Here is a 16587-nt window from a genome sequence, read left to right on the forward strand (position 1 = left end):
GCCACAGGTCTTCCATGCGCGACGCCGGCGGGTTCAGGTCCGCCGGCGATTCTGTTCATCGGGAACGCGGCCCGGCATCAGGTAGCCCATGAGCAGCCGGGTGACCTCGTCGATGAAGCGGTCGCGGTCGCCGGCCAGCGCGTCCGGCTTGTTGATGACGAACTCATGGGTCAGGGCTTCGACGGCGGTTACGCAGATCTTGGTCGCGGCATCGAGGTCCCTCACCGAGATCTCGTCGCCGTGTTCCTCCAGGTAGCTCCTCATCAGCAGGAAGGCTTCCTGTTGCAGGGATTCGATCTTGGCCAACTGGCCCATGCGCGGGACCTGCTCGGCGAAGATGCGATGCAAAGCGGGATCGACCAGGTGGGCGTCGACCGCCGCCCGCACCAGCTCGCGCATCGCCGTCGCAAGATCGAGCGACGCCACCTTTTTCACGGCATGGCGAACGAGCTCCAGCAGTTCCCGGTTGTGGCGTGCGACCAGCGCCGCCACCAGCGCCTCCTTGTTGGGGAAGTACTGGTAGAGCGAGCCGACGCTGACGCCGGCCGTCTCGGCGATCCGGTTGGTGCTGGCGCGATCGTAGCCTTGCCTGACGAGAACGCGAGCGGTTGCGTCCAGCAGCGTCTCGACCGTCGCCTTCGATCGCTTCTGCGACGCCGATTTCCGCGGGATCGTCGGGATTGCACGCGCCATGGAGCGCCCTCTTTGCCAATGCGAGTAGACAATGCGAGTGATAGCTCGCAAATTCTGGGCACGCAACACGCTCCTTTCGAAAGGCGCCGCGATGTTCACCCTCCCCTATCGCACCCTGATCCACTACAAGCGCTGGGCGACCAACGGGCTGAATGCCGTCGTCGCCGAGACGATCGACCGACTGCCCGACGGTGACCGGGTGCTGGTCCTGCGTCTGCTCGACCACATCCAGACCGTCGACGAGATCTTCCGTCACAATCTCGAGGCGATCCCGCACGGCTATGCGGCGCCGCGCTCGGCCGAGATCCCTTCCCTCGAGGTGCTGAGGAACGAGGCCCGCGCGACCGCCAACTGGTACGCCGACTATGCCGATGCCCTGGTGGCCGACGAGGTCGACGAGACGATCGACTTCGCCTTCTCCAACGGCGAGCCCGCGAGCATGACGCGCGGCGAGATGCTCCTGCACGTCGCGATGCATGCCGCCGGCCATCGCGGTCAGGTCGCGCTTCTGCTACAGAAGAACGGCATCCAGCCTTGGCCGGACCGGATCACGGATTTCCTGAAGGCCGGGAACGCCGGCCGGCAGCGCCAGGCTCCCCTCGCGGAGGTCGCGGTACGATGAACAAGCTGTCCCTCGATCGTTTCCCCATCCATCTCGGCCTCGGCGCCCGCGCCGTGCCGCAGCCCGAGTTCAGCGGCCGGGAATGGTACGACGCCTATGTCGAACGCAATGCGGCCGACGGCGCCGAAGGCCGCATCGTCCAGCTCTACGACTTCCGCGAGAGCTGGACGAGCTGGGAGCGGCATCCGGCCGGCGACGAGGCGGTGATCTGCACCGCCGGCGAGATCACGCTGCTCCAGGAATTGCCCGAGGGCACGCGCAAGACCACGCTTCGCGCGGGCGAATATGCGGTCAACCCGCGCGGCGTCTGGCACACGGCGGACGTTGCCGGCCCCGCCACCGCCCTGTTCATCACCGCCGGCGTCGGGACGGAGCACCGCCCGCGCTGACCCTCACGCGAACGGACCTCGGTTGATCAGACATACTTGGCTCCCAGGATGACCGAGCCGGTCTCCAGCAGCGACTTGAGGTTCGACAGGATCTGCGGCCAGCCGCCCGAGACGGCCTCGATGAACTTCGAGTTGGCGCGCTCGATCGCGTGCGTAACCGTGAGCTTCACCACGCCCTCCACCAGCTCGATGTCCATGGTGCAGAGCGACCAGCCCTCGTCCTTGAGCTCGGGCCGGAACTCGTTGCGCCAGCGGATGGCGAGCTTCCGGTTGGGCTCGCAGGCGACGATCTCGCCCGCATCGGCCAGGCGGCCGTCGGGGAACTTCAGCTTCCACGCGCCGCCCACCTTCCACTCGGCTTCGGGATAGGCGCCGCGCCAGTACTCCCGGGCGAACTCCGCGCCGGTCAAGGCCGCCCACAATCGCTCGGGCGTGGTGCGGATGTAGGTGACGTAGACGAAACTGCTCCTTGCCCCTTCAGTCATGGCCTTCTCCTTCCAGCTTGCTCTTGAGGGCGGCGAGCGCGCTCAAGTGGCGGCGCTCGAATTTGCGGATCCAGCGTTCGGCGATCGCGTTGATCGGCACCGGATTGATGAAATGCAGCTTCTCGCGGCCCTGCCGCTCGGTGGCCACGAGATTGGCCTCCTCGAGGATCGCGAGATGCTTGGCGACCGCCTGGCGCGTCATGTCGAGCCCCTCGCAGAGCTCGACCAGGGTCTGCCCATTGCGGCGGTGCAGGCGATCGAGCAGGTGGCGGCGGCTGGCATCGGCCAGCGCGCGAAAGACGGCGTCCTCCTGCTGCGGAATAGGCAACTTCATGGTTCCCTATTAATAAGGAACCAATAGGTTGCCTGTCAAGGCCTGCACGCAGCGTCTGTCGCCTCGAATGACGGCAGTCAGAACATGTCCGGCGTGATGACGTTCTGCGGCCGCGGTCCGACCATCGCCGCACGCATGGTTTCCGCAGACTTGAGCCGGATGTCGTCCCACGCCTCGGGCGTGAAGAAGGCGGAGTGCGGCGTGACGATCAGCCGCCCCTCGCACCACGGCTCGCGCGCGCGGTAGGCGCGCAGCAGCTCGGGGATCGGCTCGACCGGCGGCTCCACCGGCAGCACGTCGAGCCCGACGCCGGCGAGATGGCCGCGTTTCAGGAGATCGGCGAGCGCGTCGACATCGCAGATCGGTCCGCGCGCCGTGCTGACCACCACGCCGCCCTTCGGCATGCGCTCCAGCATGGCGCGCGAGATCATCCCGCGCGTTTCCAGGGTCAGCGGCGCGTGGACCGACAAGGTGTCGGTCTGCTCCATCAGCGCCTCGAGCGAATGCACGCGCTCGACGCCGACGCCGAGCTCGGTGCCGTTCGGCATGTAGGGGTCGTAGGCGACGACGCGGAACTGGAAGGCCTTGGCCCGCAGCGCCGCCGCCGTGCCGATGCGGCCCAGGCCGACGATGCCGAAGGTCTGCACGCCGTTGCGCCGCAGCAGCGGGTCGCTCACGTAGCGCCACGGCGCGGGCTGCGGCCGCCGCTGCGCCTCGAGATGGAGCGCGATACCGCGGCGCAACGACAGGGCCAGGGCCAGCGCGTGGTCGGCCACCTCGGTGGTGCCGTAGTCCGGCACGTTGCACACCATGACCCTGCGCGCGGCGGCGGCCTGGCGATCGATCTTGTCGTAGCCGACGCCCATGCGCACGACGCAGGCGAGCTTGGGGAACCTGGCGAGGTGCTCGGCGGTCACCGCGTGCCGCAGCACGCAAAGGCCGTCGACGTCGGCGCAGTCGCGCGCCTCGAGCTGCGACAGGTCGGCGACGTTGCGCCACACCACGCGCACGTCGGAGCCGAACACCTCGCGCTCGACGGCGTCGTCGTCGTACAGCTTCTCGGCATAGAGGACGGTCTTGACCATGGTCTGGGCATCTCCCGCTGAACGCGGCATCCTAGCGGCACCTCGAGCACGACGGCAAAACAGGAAACAGGACCGCGCCTTCCTCGAACCCGATGCGGTGGCCACGAGATGTCCTTCTGCAATTTCACCACGGGGAACGGCCACTCCTTCGGCGGTCGCCCTCTCGAGCTCGTCCCCAACCAGCCGAGCGATGCTCTGGAGCGGATGACTCGAGTTCTCTCGTCGTCCCGACCGGAGTGCCGAAGGCGCGGAGTGGAGGGACCTCTTTTTGAACATGCATCAGTAAAAAGAGGTCCCTCCGCTACGCCTCGCTACGCTCGGCTCCGGTCGGGACGACGGAGGGAGCTCAAGTCATCTTGCTCTACGCGCCGGGGTGAAGACCGGGCGCTTCCTGGCCGGTCCGCGCCACATAGTCCGTGTAGCCGCCGCCGTACTGATGGACGCCCTCGGGCGTCAGTTCCAGCACGCGATTGGAGAGCGCCGCCAGGAAGTGGCGATCGTGGCTGACGAACAGCATGGTGCCCTCGAATTCCGCCAGGGCGGCGACCAGCATCTCCTTCGTGGCCATGTCGAGATGGTTGGTCGGCTCGTCGAGCACCAGGAAGTTCGGCGGGTCGAACAGCATCTTGGCCATGACCAGCCGCGCCTTCTCGCCGCCCGACAGCACGCGGCAGGGCTTCTCGACATCGTCGCCGGAGAAGCCGAAGCACCCGGCCAGCGACTTCAGCGCGCCCGTGCCGGCCTGCGGGAACGACCCATCCAGCGATTCGAACACCGTCTCGTCGCCGTCCAGCAGGTCCATGGAGTGCTGGGCGAAGTAGCCCATCCGGACGCTGGCGCCGAGCGTCACGCTGCCCTGATCCGGCTCGGTCGCGCCGGCGACCAGCTTCAGCAGCGTGGATTTACCCGCGCCGTTGGCGCCCAGCACGCACCAGCGTTCCTTGCGCCGCATCCGCAGCTCGAGCCCGGCATAGACCGGCTGGCTGCCATAGCCCTTGTGGACGTTCCGGAAGCTCACGACGTCGTCGCCCGAGCGCGGCGGGGCGCGGAACTCGAACCGCACCGACTGGCGCCGCCGCGGCGGCTCCACCTTCTCGATCTTGTCGAGCTTCTTCACCCGGCTCTGGACCTGGGCGGCGTGGCTCGCCCGCGCCTTGAAGCGCTCGATGAACTTCAGCTCCTTGGCGAGCATCGCCTGCTGGCGCTCGTACTGCGCCTGGCGCTGCTGCTCGCTCAGCGCCCGCTGCGCCTCGTAGAAATCGAAGTTGCCCGAGTAGGTCACGAGCGCGCCGCCGTCGATCTCCACCACCTTGCCGACGATGCGGTTCATGAATTCGCGGTCGTGGCTGGTCATCAGCAGCGCGCCGTCGTACGTCTTCAGGAAGTCCTCCAGCCAGATCAGGCTTTCGAGGTCGAGATGGTTGCTCGGCTCGTCCAGCAGCATGGCGTCGGGCCGAGCGAGCAGGATGCGGGCGAGCGCCACGCGCATCTTCCAGCCGCCCGACAGCAGGCCGACATCGCCGTCCATGCGTTCCTGGCTGAAGCTCAGGCCCGCCAGCACCTCGCGCGCCCGCGCCTCCAGCGCATAGCCGTCCAGCTCCTCGAACCGCCCCTGCATCTCGCCATAGCGCTCGACCAGGGCGTCCATGTCATTCGCCTGCTCGGGATCGGCCATCGCCGCCTCGAGCCGGGCGATCTCGGTGGCGAGCGCGCTCACCGGGCCGACGCCATCCATCACCGCCGATACGGCGCTCTGGCCCGACATCTCGCCGACATCCTGGCTGAAGTAGCCGAGCGTCATGCCGGGATCGACCGACACCTGGCCGTCGTCGGGCTGCTCCTGGCCGGCGATCATCCGGAACAGCGTCGTCTTGCCGGCGCCATTGGGCCCGACCAGCCCCGCCTTCTCCCCCTTCTGGAGCCCCATCGACGCGTCGATGAACAGGATCTGATGGCCGTGCTGCTTGCTGATGTTATCGAGGCGAATCATGCGGCCGGGGTCATAGTCGGCCGCCGTGCCGTCAGTCGAGGTGACGCTAGCGCGCAGGCACAGAAGCGAAATCGCTCTCTATGTACCCTCGGATCCGCTCCTTGATTTCCGCGGAGATGGGCGTTTGTTCGACCAGCGCCAACAGCGTCTCGCGATCGACCAGCCCCCTCCTCGCGAGCTGCCGGGTGAAGGCCTTGTCCTTGTCGCGGCGAGCGGCGTACTTCGAAATGGCCAGACCGTGCGGCTCCAGGCAGAGGCCTCTGACGCCGCCCGTATCGCCGGCCGGCAGATTGACCAGCCGCCCTTTCCATCCCTTCGGCAGCACCGCCGTCGCTTCATCGACCGGGTCGGCGTAGAAGCCGTAGGTCGCGTGGAACGGCGAATCGACGCCGATCTCGCTCAGCAGCTCGGTCGCATCCGGTTGCCGGGGCGCGAACAGATCGACTTCCGCGGACATCACGATCGTGTCGGCCAGATCGGGATATTTGCCGTGCAGCGCCTGGCTGCCGACGATCACGAACTGCTTCTGCCCCGTGATGGTGCCCGCCGCCCGCAGGATGTGATCAAGCTGCTGCTTCTTCATGCAGGCGCCGAACCTCCGACTGTGCCAACAGACCGACGAACGGCATCGATTCGCGCAGCCGCGTCGCCGTATCGTCGCGCCCCAGCATGGCCGCGAACAGCTCGCCGTCGTCGCCGCGCCGGGCGATGTCCCGCCACTCGTCGTAGGCCGATACCCAGACGCCCTGCTCCCGCCAGCGATGCAGGTTGGCCAGGATCTGGGCGCGAACCTGCGACGGCGTGAAATCCCGCACGACGGCGAGTGCAATCGACCGCTTCAGGTCATCCAGAGCCTGCGGTGCCAGCTCCCCCTTCGTAGGAGGGCGCAGACCTTTGGGGGTCGCTTCCACCTGGTCGCCCTCGCCGACCGCCCATGACTCGAGGAGCGGCTTGGGCAGGATGACGCCCAGCGAATTGCCAATCCTGCGAATGCCCAGTTTCATGACTGTAGTTATAACGCGTTATAACTACAGTCGCAAGCCGCCCAGCTCGGGGCGGTCAATCGACGGTCGCCCCCGAGATACGCACCAGCTCCGCCCATTTCGGCTGCTCGGCGGCGACGAAAGCGGCGAAGTCCTGAGGGGTGCTGCCCACGGGATCCGAGCCCTGCTCGGCAAGACGCGCCCGCATGTCCGGGCTGCCGACGATGGCGGCGATCTCCGAGCCGAGGCGCGCCACCACCGGCGCCGGCAGTCCCGCCGGGCCCATGATGCCGTTCCACAGCGCCACCTCGTAGCCCGGGATCACTTCCCCGATGGCCGGGACGTCCGGGAGCAGCGCCGAGCGCCGCAAGGGGGTGACGCCGAGCGCGCGCAGCTTGCCCGCCCTCACCTGCTGCAGCACCTCGACCATTGGGCTGAAGCTCAGCTGCAGCTTGCCGGAGACGAGGTCGGCCGCGACCGGGGCGCCGCCGCGATAGGGCACGTGCACCATGGAGAGGCCGGCCCGGAAGGCGAAAACGGCGGCGGCCAGATGCAGGGAACTGCCGGCGCCGCCCGAGCCGTAGTTCAACTGGCCCGGCTTGGCCTTCGCGTAAGCCACCAGCTCGGCGATGCTGTTCACCGGCAGCTCGGGATTGACGACGAGCAGGTTCGGCACGAAGGCGATCTGCGAGATCGGCGTGAAGTCGCGCAGCGGATTGAACGCCAGCCGCCGATAGAGCGCGGCGTTGGTGGCGTTCGTCGAGCTCGTCGCCAGGAGCAGCGTGGTGCCGTCAGGCTCCGCCCGCGCGACGGTTTCGGCGCCGATATTGCCGCCGGCGCCGGCGCGATTGTCGACGACGACGGACTGGCCCAGCCGCTCGGCCAGCGCACCGGCCACCAGCCGCGCAGTGACATCGGTGCTGCCGCCCGCCGCGAAGGGAACGACGATGCGGATGGGCTTGTCGGGCACCCAGCGGGCCTGGGCCTGGGCGGATCGGCCGGCCGAACCGCCCAGCATCAGGGGAAGCGCCGCAAGGCCCTTCGTGAAGGATCGACGGTCCATGACTCATTCCTTCCCACATGACGCCGGCCACACGGCATCCTGCCGTCCCCGTTGATTCCCGGCAGAATGCGCCCTTTCGCGCGCGACCTCCATGGCTGCCCCTCGGCGCCTGAGCAGTACGGGTCTCTAGGCGCGGGACACCGATCGATTTCAGACAGCGCGCGTGCTGGCCTCAGGCGCGGCCGTCAGCCATCACGTCGGCGGTATGGACCAGCAGCAGTTCAATGCGGATTTCCTAGCGGAAGATCGGCAGCACATCCGACGATCAAAGCTGACCTAGGCACCCACATGACTGACCCAACCGTTCAAGAATACGCAAGCAGGTGCTCGTTGCGAGGATAGTCGTTCAGCGCTTCCGCGATCAGCTTCTTGATACTTATGTTGTCGCCGCCACCTCCCCTTTCGAGAAGCTTCAGTGCTTCGAACCATACACTGCGTCCTGGCCTACCGAGGGTTAGCCGCGAAAGGTCGCCTCCCGCACGCTCCCAGATATCGCGATCTGCAGGACCGCCCGGGTAGAGACCGACTATCAGCTCTCTAACGCTGTCTAGCAGCGTCGTAGCATCACCAGGTCCCTTCGCCCCTGCATTACGCCCAAGGTTCAAGGCAATGGCGAAGTTCTTTTCGATTTTCGTGCGCAAGATCGGATGCTGATGGTCCGCAGTTATCGCCGGCACTCGATCGGCAACATATTCGAAGAGACTGAAAAGCTTCACTACGCCTTCGCCATAAAAGTCGGCTGCACCGTTCAGTCCCTCGAGTAACGCAGTCGTAAAGGCGCTGTTCCGCGCACCGGGTAAGATCAGGGAAGTCTCGGTCAGCCGCGACGACGCGATGATTGCACGGCCTACCCCAGCTGACAGCATGTCGATCGATTTCGACGAAATGCCAAGCGTTTCGCCATCTGGATCGGAAGCGCCCTTGATCGCACCAGCGCCACCGGCATGGCAAGCGTCCAGGAACACCGTGACCCGATTGGCGCCGATCGCATGTAATTTATCGGAGAAGGTGGAAGCCGCGATCGCCGTACCCGTAAGGTCGGCGCGAGCGACGTCAACCGGGAGGAGAAAGCTCTCCTCCGCATGGTCAGCCCGCCAGCCGTGGCCGGAGAAATAGATGCAGACCGAGTCATTAGGACCGGCCACGGCTGCTAAGCGATCTAGCTCGGCTAGAATGGCGTCCTTGGTTGCTTTCGCGTCACGCAGGATGCGCACTTTGGCAGGATCATAGCCGCATCGCTCAGAAGACTGCAGGACCGTTGCGATATCATCCGCGTCGTTGATCACCGCTTCTGGCAGATTGCGAACCGTGCGGTAGTTTGCGATTGCCACTAACAGCGCATGGGCTCCGGGAAAAGCACCGGTCGCGGCCATTACCATCCCCTCTTCTGCGGCCGGGTGATGTCCGTATCGTTCACCATGAAGCGAAGGTCTCGATTATTCTTGTAGTCCTTTAGCATTTCCGCCAGCAGTATCGTTATTTGTGGGCCGTCACCCCGACGAACTGCCCGCAGCGCTGCCCGCCAAATTTCAGCACCCGTAGTTCGCCTCAAGAGAGCGGAATTGCGGCCCCCCGAACGCTCCCACAGGTCCCGCTCCTCGGGGCCGCCGGGATAGAGATCGGACGCGAGGGCAGCTAAGCCCTCCCACTTCTCTTCCACGCTGATAGGGCTGAGTCCCAGCATCCAACGAGTGATGGGCAAGAGCATGGTAGCGCAAACCCTGAGCGCCGGCATGAACTCACGCTGAAGCCATACGCGGTCGCGAACACGATCGAGCAAGGTTGACCATCTGCGGTCCAGAATGATCCGCCCCAGCAGCTCTGCGTCATGAATGGTGAATGATCCGGCTTTGGCTTGATCGCGAAACCAGACCAGAGCCCGTTCTTGCGGCAACCGGTCGAGCGACGCGATGATGTTCAAGGCTATGCCAATCCGGCGGCCGAGCCAAGAATCCAGCCGCCCCGGCTGCATCACGGTCTCTTCCAGTCGAGTATCGAATGGATAGGGATTGCCATCCCCGGCGCGGCGCAGCCAGCCCTCGGCTGTCGCTGCAAGGAAAGGCTCAGCAGGATCAATCCGATCCCAGACCTCGGCGCGGCGCCCGTAATCCGAAAGATCCGCGAGGGGTGTGGCGCTGAAAGCCCCGATGAGCGGCGCGAATACGCGATCGTTGTCGAGAAGGCGATCCAGGATCGCGTTGCGCGCAATAAAAGGCTCTTCAACTCCCTGCCAGCTAGCGGCGTTGATATCGATCGCCACGACCCATAGCCGCTGCGTAGCAACGTCTCGATAGTCAAGCGCCCGGAGGAGGCTGAAGTCGGCCGCAATCTCAGCGCCAGCAATGACGTCGAGCCGTTGCTCGTGCCCCGCGATGGCAATAGCCACGCGCTCCGCCGGCCGCGCGCGAGAGAGTGCCGCACGAAGCCCGTCGAGAAAGGATGCCGATTTGTCGACATCGAGCTGCGCACGTACGGCGTCCGCTGGTGCTCGGCTCGCCGCTAGAACGGCTCCATGAAGCGTGAGCCAGCTACGGATCGCGAGGTGGTGTAGCAGTGCGGAGGCGTCGAAATCGAGCCGCTGTGGGATCGCGCCCAGGAGCGATCTTTCGGCCGCGGGGTCGTGAGGAACGAAATCGAACAAGGCCTCGATAAGCTGAGGCTGCCGCAAAAGCCAAGTCCAGAACGCCATCGCAAACCGAGTAGGCTGGACGGAGGCCATAGCGCGCCCGCCGCGTGTAATTGCCATTCGCCAGTCGGCAATTGCCTCACCAGGGTTGTGGCTCGCCGCGATAATGCGGGTCAGTTCCACCACTTCCGTCGAAGCGCTTGCGTCTTGTGTCTCCATCCAGCGTTCTGCCGCCTCCCACACCGGCTGCAGGGTCGAGAAACCCGCCAAACTGAAATTTCGCAAGCTCATCATTTGCGCCGCGGTTGCGGTAGGCATCATGGCCGCCAAGCGCCGGATCAGGTCCGCCTTGATCGGTTCGCCACAATCCGCAGGTGCCAGCAAGTTGATGAGCCGCATGCCCCCAGCGAGCGCATCAAAGTCAGTACCCTGTGCAATCAGATCTTGAGCCCGTACGGCTAGCGGGAACTCGGATAGATCGAGGTCGGGCCGACCGATGCTCGTTGCGAAGCCCATCACCAGGGCGGCGTCGGCATCGCCGGAAAGAATTTCCGCTGCACGCGATGCCGGAGAGGACGCCTGGCCGATCACCGGATAGGCCTGCCAGCGCACCGCCAGCGACTGTGGGCTGTAGACGATCACCGGGGCAGGAGCCTCGACAACATCGTCGGGGCCAAAGCTCAGACGAAAGGCGAACTTCCGGCGCATGCCCGGCCAGAGATGCGCCCATAGCGCCGCAGCGAGCGTTTCGATCCCGTCGGCTCCGAGTTTTACGATCGGCCTCTTTCCGCGTACGCCCAACAGCGCAGCGACCTCGCGAAGCTCTGGCGCCGTAACCACGATGGGCGCGTCCTCGATCTCGAACCCAACAGGCTCCGGAATCTGATCAAATCGGACCGCGAGCCGATCGAGCAGGCGCGCGAGCGAGGTGAAATCCTGGATGTCATCGAGTGACGTGAACAGTGCATGCGCGAGTACCATGTTACCGCGCGGAGCATCCGTATCGAGGAAGGTCCGCCCCACAACATATCGGCCATGCGCCGGGAAACCGCTGATGGCGGGTGACCACACGACGCCGGGAGGTGGGTTGGACGGGAGATCGAAACGCCCGGCAATGCTCCTAGCGAATTCGACATCCGCGCTGGCAACGCGAAGAGCGTGGCCATTGGCGACCTCCCCGTAGATAGCGGACTCGACCCGCATCTCGCGCTAAGTCCCTCCGATGAGGCGCGTGATCGGCCAAGTGATGTCGTGGTTTTCGGATCCTTCTGGCTGCACGATATACCCGAAGGTTTCAGGCCCCCGGGTGGCGTAATCGATGTCCGACTGCTCCTCGCTGAGTGGCCGCTCGAGTGCCGACAACCCAACGACAGTTGGTCGCTCCCAAACGCTTTCCACGAAATCACTGAACAAAGGCAGGCTCGACCGGAGCGCCTCGCGAGGTGAAGTCTTCGCCTCGACCTCGTCCCAGCAACTCAGGAGAATAGTGAGCGAAGGCACTCCGATCGGCATGTCGCGTGATACAGGTGCAACATGGAGCAGCATCTGTAGCAACTCGACCAGCCGCGCCTGATCGGAAGGCTTACGCTCGGCTGGCGGCGTCGACGTTTTGCCAAGCTCTGCGAGTGGGCGCGAGAAAATATCGGCATCGTGCTTCAGGATATGAAGGCGCACCAACAGGATCCAGTCGGTCGCCAAGAGCACGCGATCACGCCAAGCAACGGCGATCCGATGATCGGCAATTAGGTTCTTAATCTGCTCGCCGCCATAGTCCGGCCAGATCAGCTCTGCACGATTGCCGCGAGCGTCGACGACCGGCCAGACGCTTTCGTCATAGGTCTTGGACGGCGTATGACCGGTCGCGCGACCGTCCGCGAGGCAGTCCATCGCCTGCTCGAACGGCCCGAGATTTGTCGCCTGACCAAACATCTTTAGGGATGAGCGACCGACGATCAGGCGCTTGAGCACCTGCGCGCCATAATGGGTCTTGCCGACATTGGACTCCCCGAGCAGGAGGATAGATCGTTGAGAACCGGCCATTACTATCTCCGGCCGAAGAGGAACAGGGGGTCGGTCTTTGCGCCGATATCGCGCGTGAAAACGGCACCTGGTCGCCGGGTCCGAATGATCCATTCAAACAAGGATACAAAGCTGATCCGGCTCTCCTCTTCCTTTCCAAAGATGCTGATCGTGAATTCTGCTGCATCCTGCATCTCGTCCATGACCGCCGCACGGATGACGGCTTCCACTGCACTGCCGATCGCGACATCGCCCTTGGTCCACACAAGGGCGAGGGGCCGCCCGCGTCGCTCGGCCGCGATACGCTTGGCAAGCAGTTGAAATCCGTTGCGAGCCTGACCGAGCTTTGGTCCAGCCAAAGCCTGCCGATCGGCGACGATCAGGAAGATGTCTGCATGGCGCGCGAGCCAGCGCGCACCCTCAGCATCCGTCGCATCAGCGTTCACTGACCATTTCTGAAACCAGGCGCCCGGGGCATCAGCAAAGACCAAGTCGCGCGACCGCCCATTCCTCTTTCGGATCGCGACGTGGAGAAGACCGGGAGCACGAGCGTCGCGGCTCGTGGTGTGTGGGGGGAAAGTGGGAGGCTGGCCTGGCTCCCATCGCAGAGATCCGGCGATCGCCTCCCAACCGGCTAGCGAGAAGGAGCCGTTAAAATTCGTCTGGTCGTCGAGCAGCCTGCCCCGCCCCATCAGAAGGTACCAACTGGCGAGTAGGGTAGTTTTGCCCGCGCTCTCGGGTCCGGCGATGGCGACAGTAAGGGGCTTCTCTCGACCCGAAATGAAGCTCAAGTCCGTTAGGCCAAGCGCCGTGCCCGTCCAAGGCAGCAAAATCTGTTCATCCGCGCCGGAAACGGTAGGCGACCCGTCCCCGTCGCCTGCCCAGCGCGGGCATTTGCGATAGTCGAGATTGCCGAGCCCACACAGGGTATCAGGCGCGAAGCATGTCGCTACTGGGCATTTCGCCATAGCTTAAGCCTTGCGCCGAGGCCGCTTGGGATTGGCCGTTTGCGTAGCGCGGGCCGCCTGCAGTTCGCGGAAGAGATGCGCTCCCCATTGCGCGGGCCCCATGCGAACGTCGTCTCCGAGGCCAACAGCCTGCCGAAATGCAATGCCGCTCACCGTCTCGGGCGAGACGTGGCCGATGATGGTAAGGACCGGACGGCGCCCTTCCGACGATGGGGCGCAGCCCTTGGCAACTTCACGCAACGGGGCGGTCTGCACATCGCTAAGCAAATCGGCCACGATTTTGGGCACGCTCGTGTCTTCACGGGCGGATACTTTTGGCAGAAGGAGGATCGCCTCGTTGAGAAAGGCCGACACGCTCGCAGGCGAGAACGTCGGCACCTGCTCGAACAGATCTAGTGCCATGATTGACGCTGCGGAAAACGGTTCCATCACGCGGTAGCTGATCCGGGCACTGGGGGAATAGAGCGCCTCTTTCCACCATAGGAGATTCGCACGTCGCTGCAGCCCGGAGGTGGCCGCACTGAAGGCTTGCATAACGTCGCCGACATACCCACCGACAGCAGATGCGAGATCCTTGAGGGGCGGTGACAGATCCACAGGCGCGATCGCGTTGGCCTTGGAGACGGCATCGATTGCATCCGCGACAGCCACGGTCATGCGAGAGGCGAATTCCTGAGCCCAGGCACTTGGATTGTTGTTCGGCCAATGCGGGTTGGCGTTATTGCCACCGGTTGCGCCCGCTGCCGCGAGGATCTTTGCCTGGAGGGACTCTCGTTTAAGAACGCTACCGCCGCCTCCGATCTTTATGTCGCCGGCTCCATCATAGGCCATGGGCGCGATCTGGACGGCCTCTGGCGTCGTCCACTCAGCCTCTGCCTTGGCGTCGACCAAATCTTCGACACGTTCGACGGCTGCCTGCCACACACCAGCCTCATCGCCGAGCGGCATGTGCGGCAGCATGTTCCGCGCACTGTTGGCGAAAGCCACTGCAATCGCGTCGTTCTTGGCAGCGCTCTGAACGAGAGCGTCGAGCAGAGACGCTCGTAGAAGCGCGATCGGCACAGACTGGTAGCTATTGACGACCGTAACCCAATTCTTCTTGAGGGCTGTCCAAGCCTCAGCGACGATCGGGTCTTGCGCTGGAATCTCCGGATCAACCGCAACGAGAGTCCATTGTGTCGTTCGCGCAGGCGTCTTCTCCAGAGCAGCAGCAAGATCCTTGGTCGTGTCGCGCAGCTTTTCGAGCTTCGTATCGTCGGAGCCAACATTCAGTACGCCGGCTTCTAGAAACTTAAGGAGAATCTCGTCGCTCATGGATGCTTTCACCTATTCCGCCCCGCTTTGATGCTTAGGCACAGGCACAGCATCAACCAAACCGAGAAAAACTTCTACTCCCACTCAATCGTCCCCGGCGGCTTGCTGGTGATGTCGTACGTCACCCGGTTGATCCCCCGCACCTCGTTGATGATGCGGTTGGCGACCCGGCCCAGAAAGCCGTGGTCGAACGGGAAGTAGTCGGCCGTCATGCCGTCGGTCGAGGTGACGGCGCGCAGCGCGCAGGCCTGGTCGTAGGTGCGGCCGTCGCCCATCACGCCGACGGTGCGCACCGGCAGCAGCACCGCGAAGGCCTGCCAGATCTGGTCGTAGAGGCCGGCGCGGCGGATCTCGTCGAGATAGACGGCATCGACCTGGCGCAGCAGGTCGAGCTTCTCCCTGGTGATGTCGCCGGGGATGCGGATGGCCAACCCGGGCCCGGGGAACGGATGGCGGTTCACCAGGTCGGGCGGCAGGCCGAGCTCGCGGCCGAGCTCGCGCACCTCGTCCTTGAACAGCTCGCGGAGCGGCTCGACCAGCTTCATGTTCATGCGCTCGGGCAGGCCACCGACATTGTGATGGCTCTTGATCGTCACCGACGGGCCGCCGGTGAAGGAGACCGATTCGATCACGTCGGGATAGAGCGTGCCCTGCGCCAGGAACTGCGCGCCGCCGATCTTCTTCGCCTCGGCCTCGAACACGTCGATGAACAGCGCGCCGATCGTCTTGCGCTTGGTCTCCGGGTCGGTGACGCCGGCCAGCGCCTTGAGGAACAGCCCCGAGGCGTCGGCATGGACCAGCGGGATGTTGTAGTGGTCGCGGAACAGCCGCACGACCTGCTCGCCTTCGTCCTTTCTGAGCAGGCCGTGGTCGACGAACACGCACTGGAGCTGGTCGCCGATCGCCTCGTGCAGCAGCACCGCCACGACCGAGGAGTCGACGCCGCCCGAGAGGCCGCAGATCACCCTGCCCTTGCCGACCTGGGCGCGGACCTGGGCGATCGCCCGCTCGCGGAACGCCGCCATGGTCCAGGTGCCGCTGCAGCCCGCGATCTTGAGCGCGAAGTTCCGGAGGAGCTTGGCGCCGTCGGGCGTGTGCATCACCTCGGGATGGAACTGCACGGCGTAGTAGCCGCGAGCCTCGTCGGAGATCGCCGCGAACGGCGCGTTCTCGCTGGTGGCGATCACCCCGAAGCCGGGCGGCAGCCTGGTCACCCGGTCGCCGTGGCTCATCCAGACCTGCTTGCGGTCGCCCGGCTGCCAGACGCCGTCGAACAGCGCCGACCTGGCCTTGACCTCGACCTCGGCACGGCCGAACTCGCGGTGATGGCCGGCCTCGACCTGGCCGCCGAGCTGCTGCGCCATGGTCTGCTCGCCGTAGCAGATGCCCAGCACGGGCACCTTGGCGGAAAAGACCGCCGGATCGGCGGAGGGCGACTGGCCCTCGATCACCGAGGCCGGGCCGCCGGAGAGGATGATGCCGCGCGGGTCGAATTTCTCGATCTTCGACGCATCGACCGACTGGAAGGGATGGATCTCGCAGTAGACGCCGGCTTCTCGGACGCGCCGGGCGATCAGCTGGGTGACCTGGGAACCAAAATCGACGATCAGCAGACGGTCGCTCATGGGCCGATATAAGGGCGTGGGCGGAACGCTGCAATGTGGGATTCGGGTGCTGGGAGCGCGGCACTCCAGTGCCGCTCATGAGCGCCTCTGGAGAGGCGCACTCCCAGCGAAAAGCCTGTGGATAAGGGCTCGCGGTGCAACCGCATTATGGGCAATGGAACGGCCTGAGAGGGCCCTGTTCCCGAACAAACAGCAGCTTCCATTGCCCAGAATAGGTGTTCCGGCCGGCCTGAGGCAGTGTGCCCGCATGACGATGCCCGCCTTGCGCCTGATGCCCTTCACCCACCCCGGACAGCCCGGCACTCCCGGCGATGGGTGTTTTTTTCGGGGGGCCCCTGTGTCGGTGGATTCGTGGACTCGGAGCCCCAAATGCCGATGCCATCGGCCTCCA

The 16587-nt window shown here is 65.0% G+C and carries 16 protein-coding genes; 2 read left to right on the top strand and 14 right to left on the bottom strand.

Annotated elements, in window-relative coordinates; genetic code table 11:
* Nucleotides 1-33: 33 nt before the first annotated feature.
* The gene (locus tag J0J01_RS18350; RefSeq protein ID WP_296383172.1) at nt 34-693 is read right to left on the bottom strand and encodes a TetR/AcrR family transcriptional regulator; all 660 of its coding nucleotides are present in this window, start codon (nt 691-693) and stop codon (nt 34-36) included.
* Nucleotides 694-784: 91 nt separating this feature from the next.
* Here J0J01_RS18350 and J0J01_RS18355 point away from each other — a divergent pair, with 91 nt between their 5' ends.
* On the top strand, nt 785-1315 hold the full coding sequence (locus tag J0J01_RS18355; RefSeq protein WP_296383173.1) for a DinB family protein: 531 nt from the start codon (nt 785-787) through the stop codon (nt 1313-1315).
* A complete protein-coding gene (locus tag J0J01_RS18360) occupies nt 1312-1704 on the top strand; it encodes a cupin domain-containing protein (protein ID WP_296383175.1) in 393 nt (130 codons plus the stop codon). The genes J0J01_RS18355 and J0J01_RS18360 overlap by 4 nt, the downstream gene beginning before the upstream one ends.
* Nucleotides 1705-1730: 26 nt before the next feature.
* Here J0J01_RS18360 and J0J01_RS18365 read toward each other — a convergent pair whose 3' ends face one another.
* The 13 genes from J0J01_RS18365 to guaA all read right to left on the bottom strand — a co-directional run bounded on the left by J0J01_RS18365 (nt 1731) and on the right by guaA (nt 16196).
* Entirely contained in the window at nt 1731-2189 is a 459-nt protein-coding gene (locus tag J0J01_RS18365; RefSeq protein WP_296383177.1) for an SRPBCC family protein, read from the bottom strand.
* Nucleotides 2182-2523 (bottom strand): metalloregulator ArsR/SmtB family transcription factor, encoded by a 342-nt coding sequence (locus tag J0J01_RS18370; protein ID WP_296383179.1) that lies wholly within the window; start codon nt 2521-2523, stop codon nt 2182-2184. Before J0J01_RS18370 ends, J0J01_RS18365 begins: the two co-directional genes overlap by 8 nt.
* 77 nt (nt 2524-2600) lie before the next feature.
* Complete coding sequence (locus tag J0J01_RS18375) at nt 2601-3608, bottom strand: C-terminal binding protein (RefSeq protein WP_296383181.1); 1008 nt, start codon at nt 3606-3608, stop codon at nt 2601-2603.
* A gap of 361 nt (nt 3609-3969) precedes the next feature.
* Nucleotides 3970-5598, bottom strand: coding sequence for an ABC-F family ATP-binding cassette domain-containing protein (locus tag J0J01_RS18380; RefSeq protein ID WP_296383183.1), 1629 nt, complete (start codon nt 5596-5598; stop codon nt 3970-3972).
* A gap of 46 nt (nt 5599-5644) precedes the next feature.
* Entirely contained in the window at nt 5645-6181 is a 537-nt protein-coding gene (locus J0J01_RS18385) for a DUF6036 family nucleotidyltransferase (protein ID WP_296383186.1), read from the bottom strand.
* Entirely contained in the window at nt 6162-6602 is a 441-nt protein-coding gene (locus tag J0J01_RS18390; RefSeq protein WP_296383188.1) for an AbrB/MazE/SpoVT family DNA-binding domain-containing protein, read from the bottom strand. The genes J0J01_RS18385 and J0J01_RS18390 overlap by 20 nt, the downstream gene beginning before the upstream one ends.
* 55 nt (nt 6603-6657) lie before the next feature.
* On the bottom strand, nt 6658-7644 hold the full coding sequence (locus tag J0J01_RS18395) for a tripartite tricarboxylate transporter substrate binding protein (protein WP_296383190.1): 987 nt from the start codon (nt 7642-7644) through the stop codon (nt 6658-6660).
* 305 nt (nt 7645-7949) lie between these two features.
* Complete coding sequence (locus J0J01_RS18400; protein WP_296383192.1) at nt 7950-9017, bottom strand: caspase family protein; 1068 nt, start codon at nt 9015-9017, stop codon at nt 7950-7952.
* Entirely contained in the window at nt 9017-11473 is a 2457-nt protein-coding gene (locus J0J01_RS18405; protein WP_296383193.1) for an effector-associated domain EAD1-containing protein, read from the bottom strand. The genes J0J01_RS18400 and J0J01_RS18405 overlap by 1 nt, the downstream gene beginning before the upstream one ends.
* A 6-nt stretch (nt 11474-11479) precedes the next feature.
* Nucleotides 11480-12310, bottom strand: coding sequence for a hypothetical protein (locus tag J0J01_RS18410; protein WP_296383195.1), 831 nt, complete (start codon nt 12308-12310; stop codon nt 11480-11482).
* Between the two features lie 2 nt (nt 12311-12312).
* On the bottom strand, nt 12313-13257 hold the full coding sequence (locus J0J01_RS18415; RefSeq protein ID WP_296383196.1) for a hypothetical protein: 945 nt from the start codon (nt 13255-13257) through the stop codon (nt 12313-12315).
* 3 nt (nt 13258-13260) lie between these two features.
* Complete coding sequence (locus tag J0J01_RS18420) at nt 13261-14571, bottom strand: GTPase-associated system all-helical protein GASH (protein ID WP_296383198.1); 1311 nt, start codon at nt 14569-14571, stop codon at nt 13261-13263.
* 74 nt (nt 14572-14645) lie between these two features.
* Nucleotides 14646-16196 (bottom strand): glutamine-hydrolyzing GMP synthase, encoded by a 1551-nt coding sequence (guaA, locus tag J0J01_RS18425; RefSeq protein ID WP_296383199.1) that lies wholly within the window; start codon nt 16194-16196, stop codon nt 14646-14648.
* Nucleotides 16197-16587: the final 391 nt, after the last annotated feature.

The organism is Reyranella sp., from assembly GCF_017305915.1.
Taxonomy (GTDB): Bacteria; Pseudomonadota; Alphaproteobacteria; order Reyranellales; family Reyranellaceae; genus Reyranella.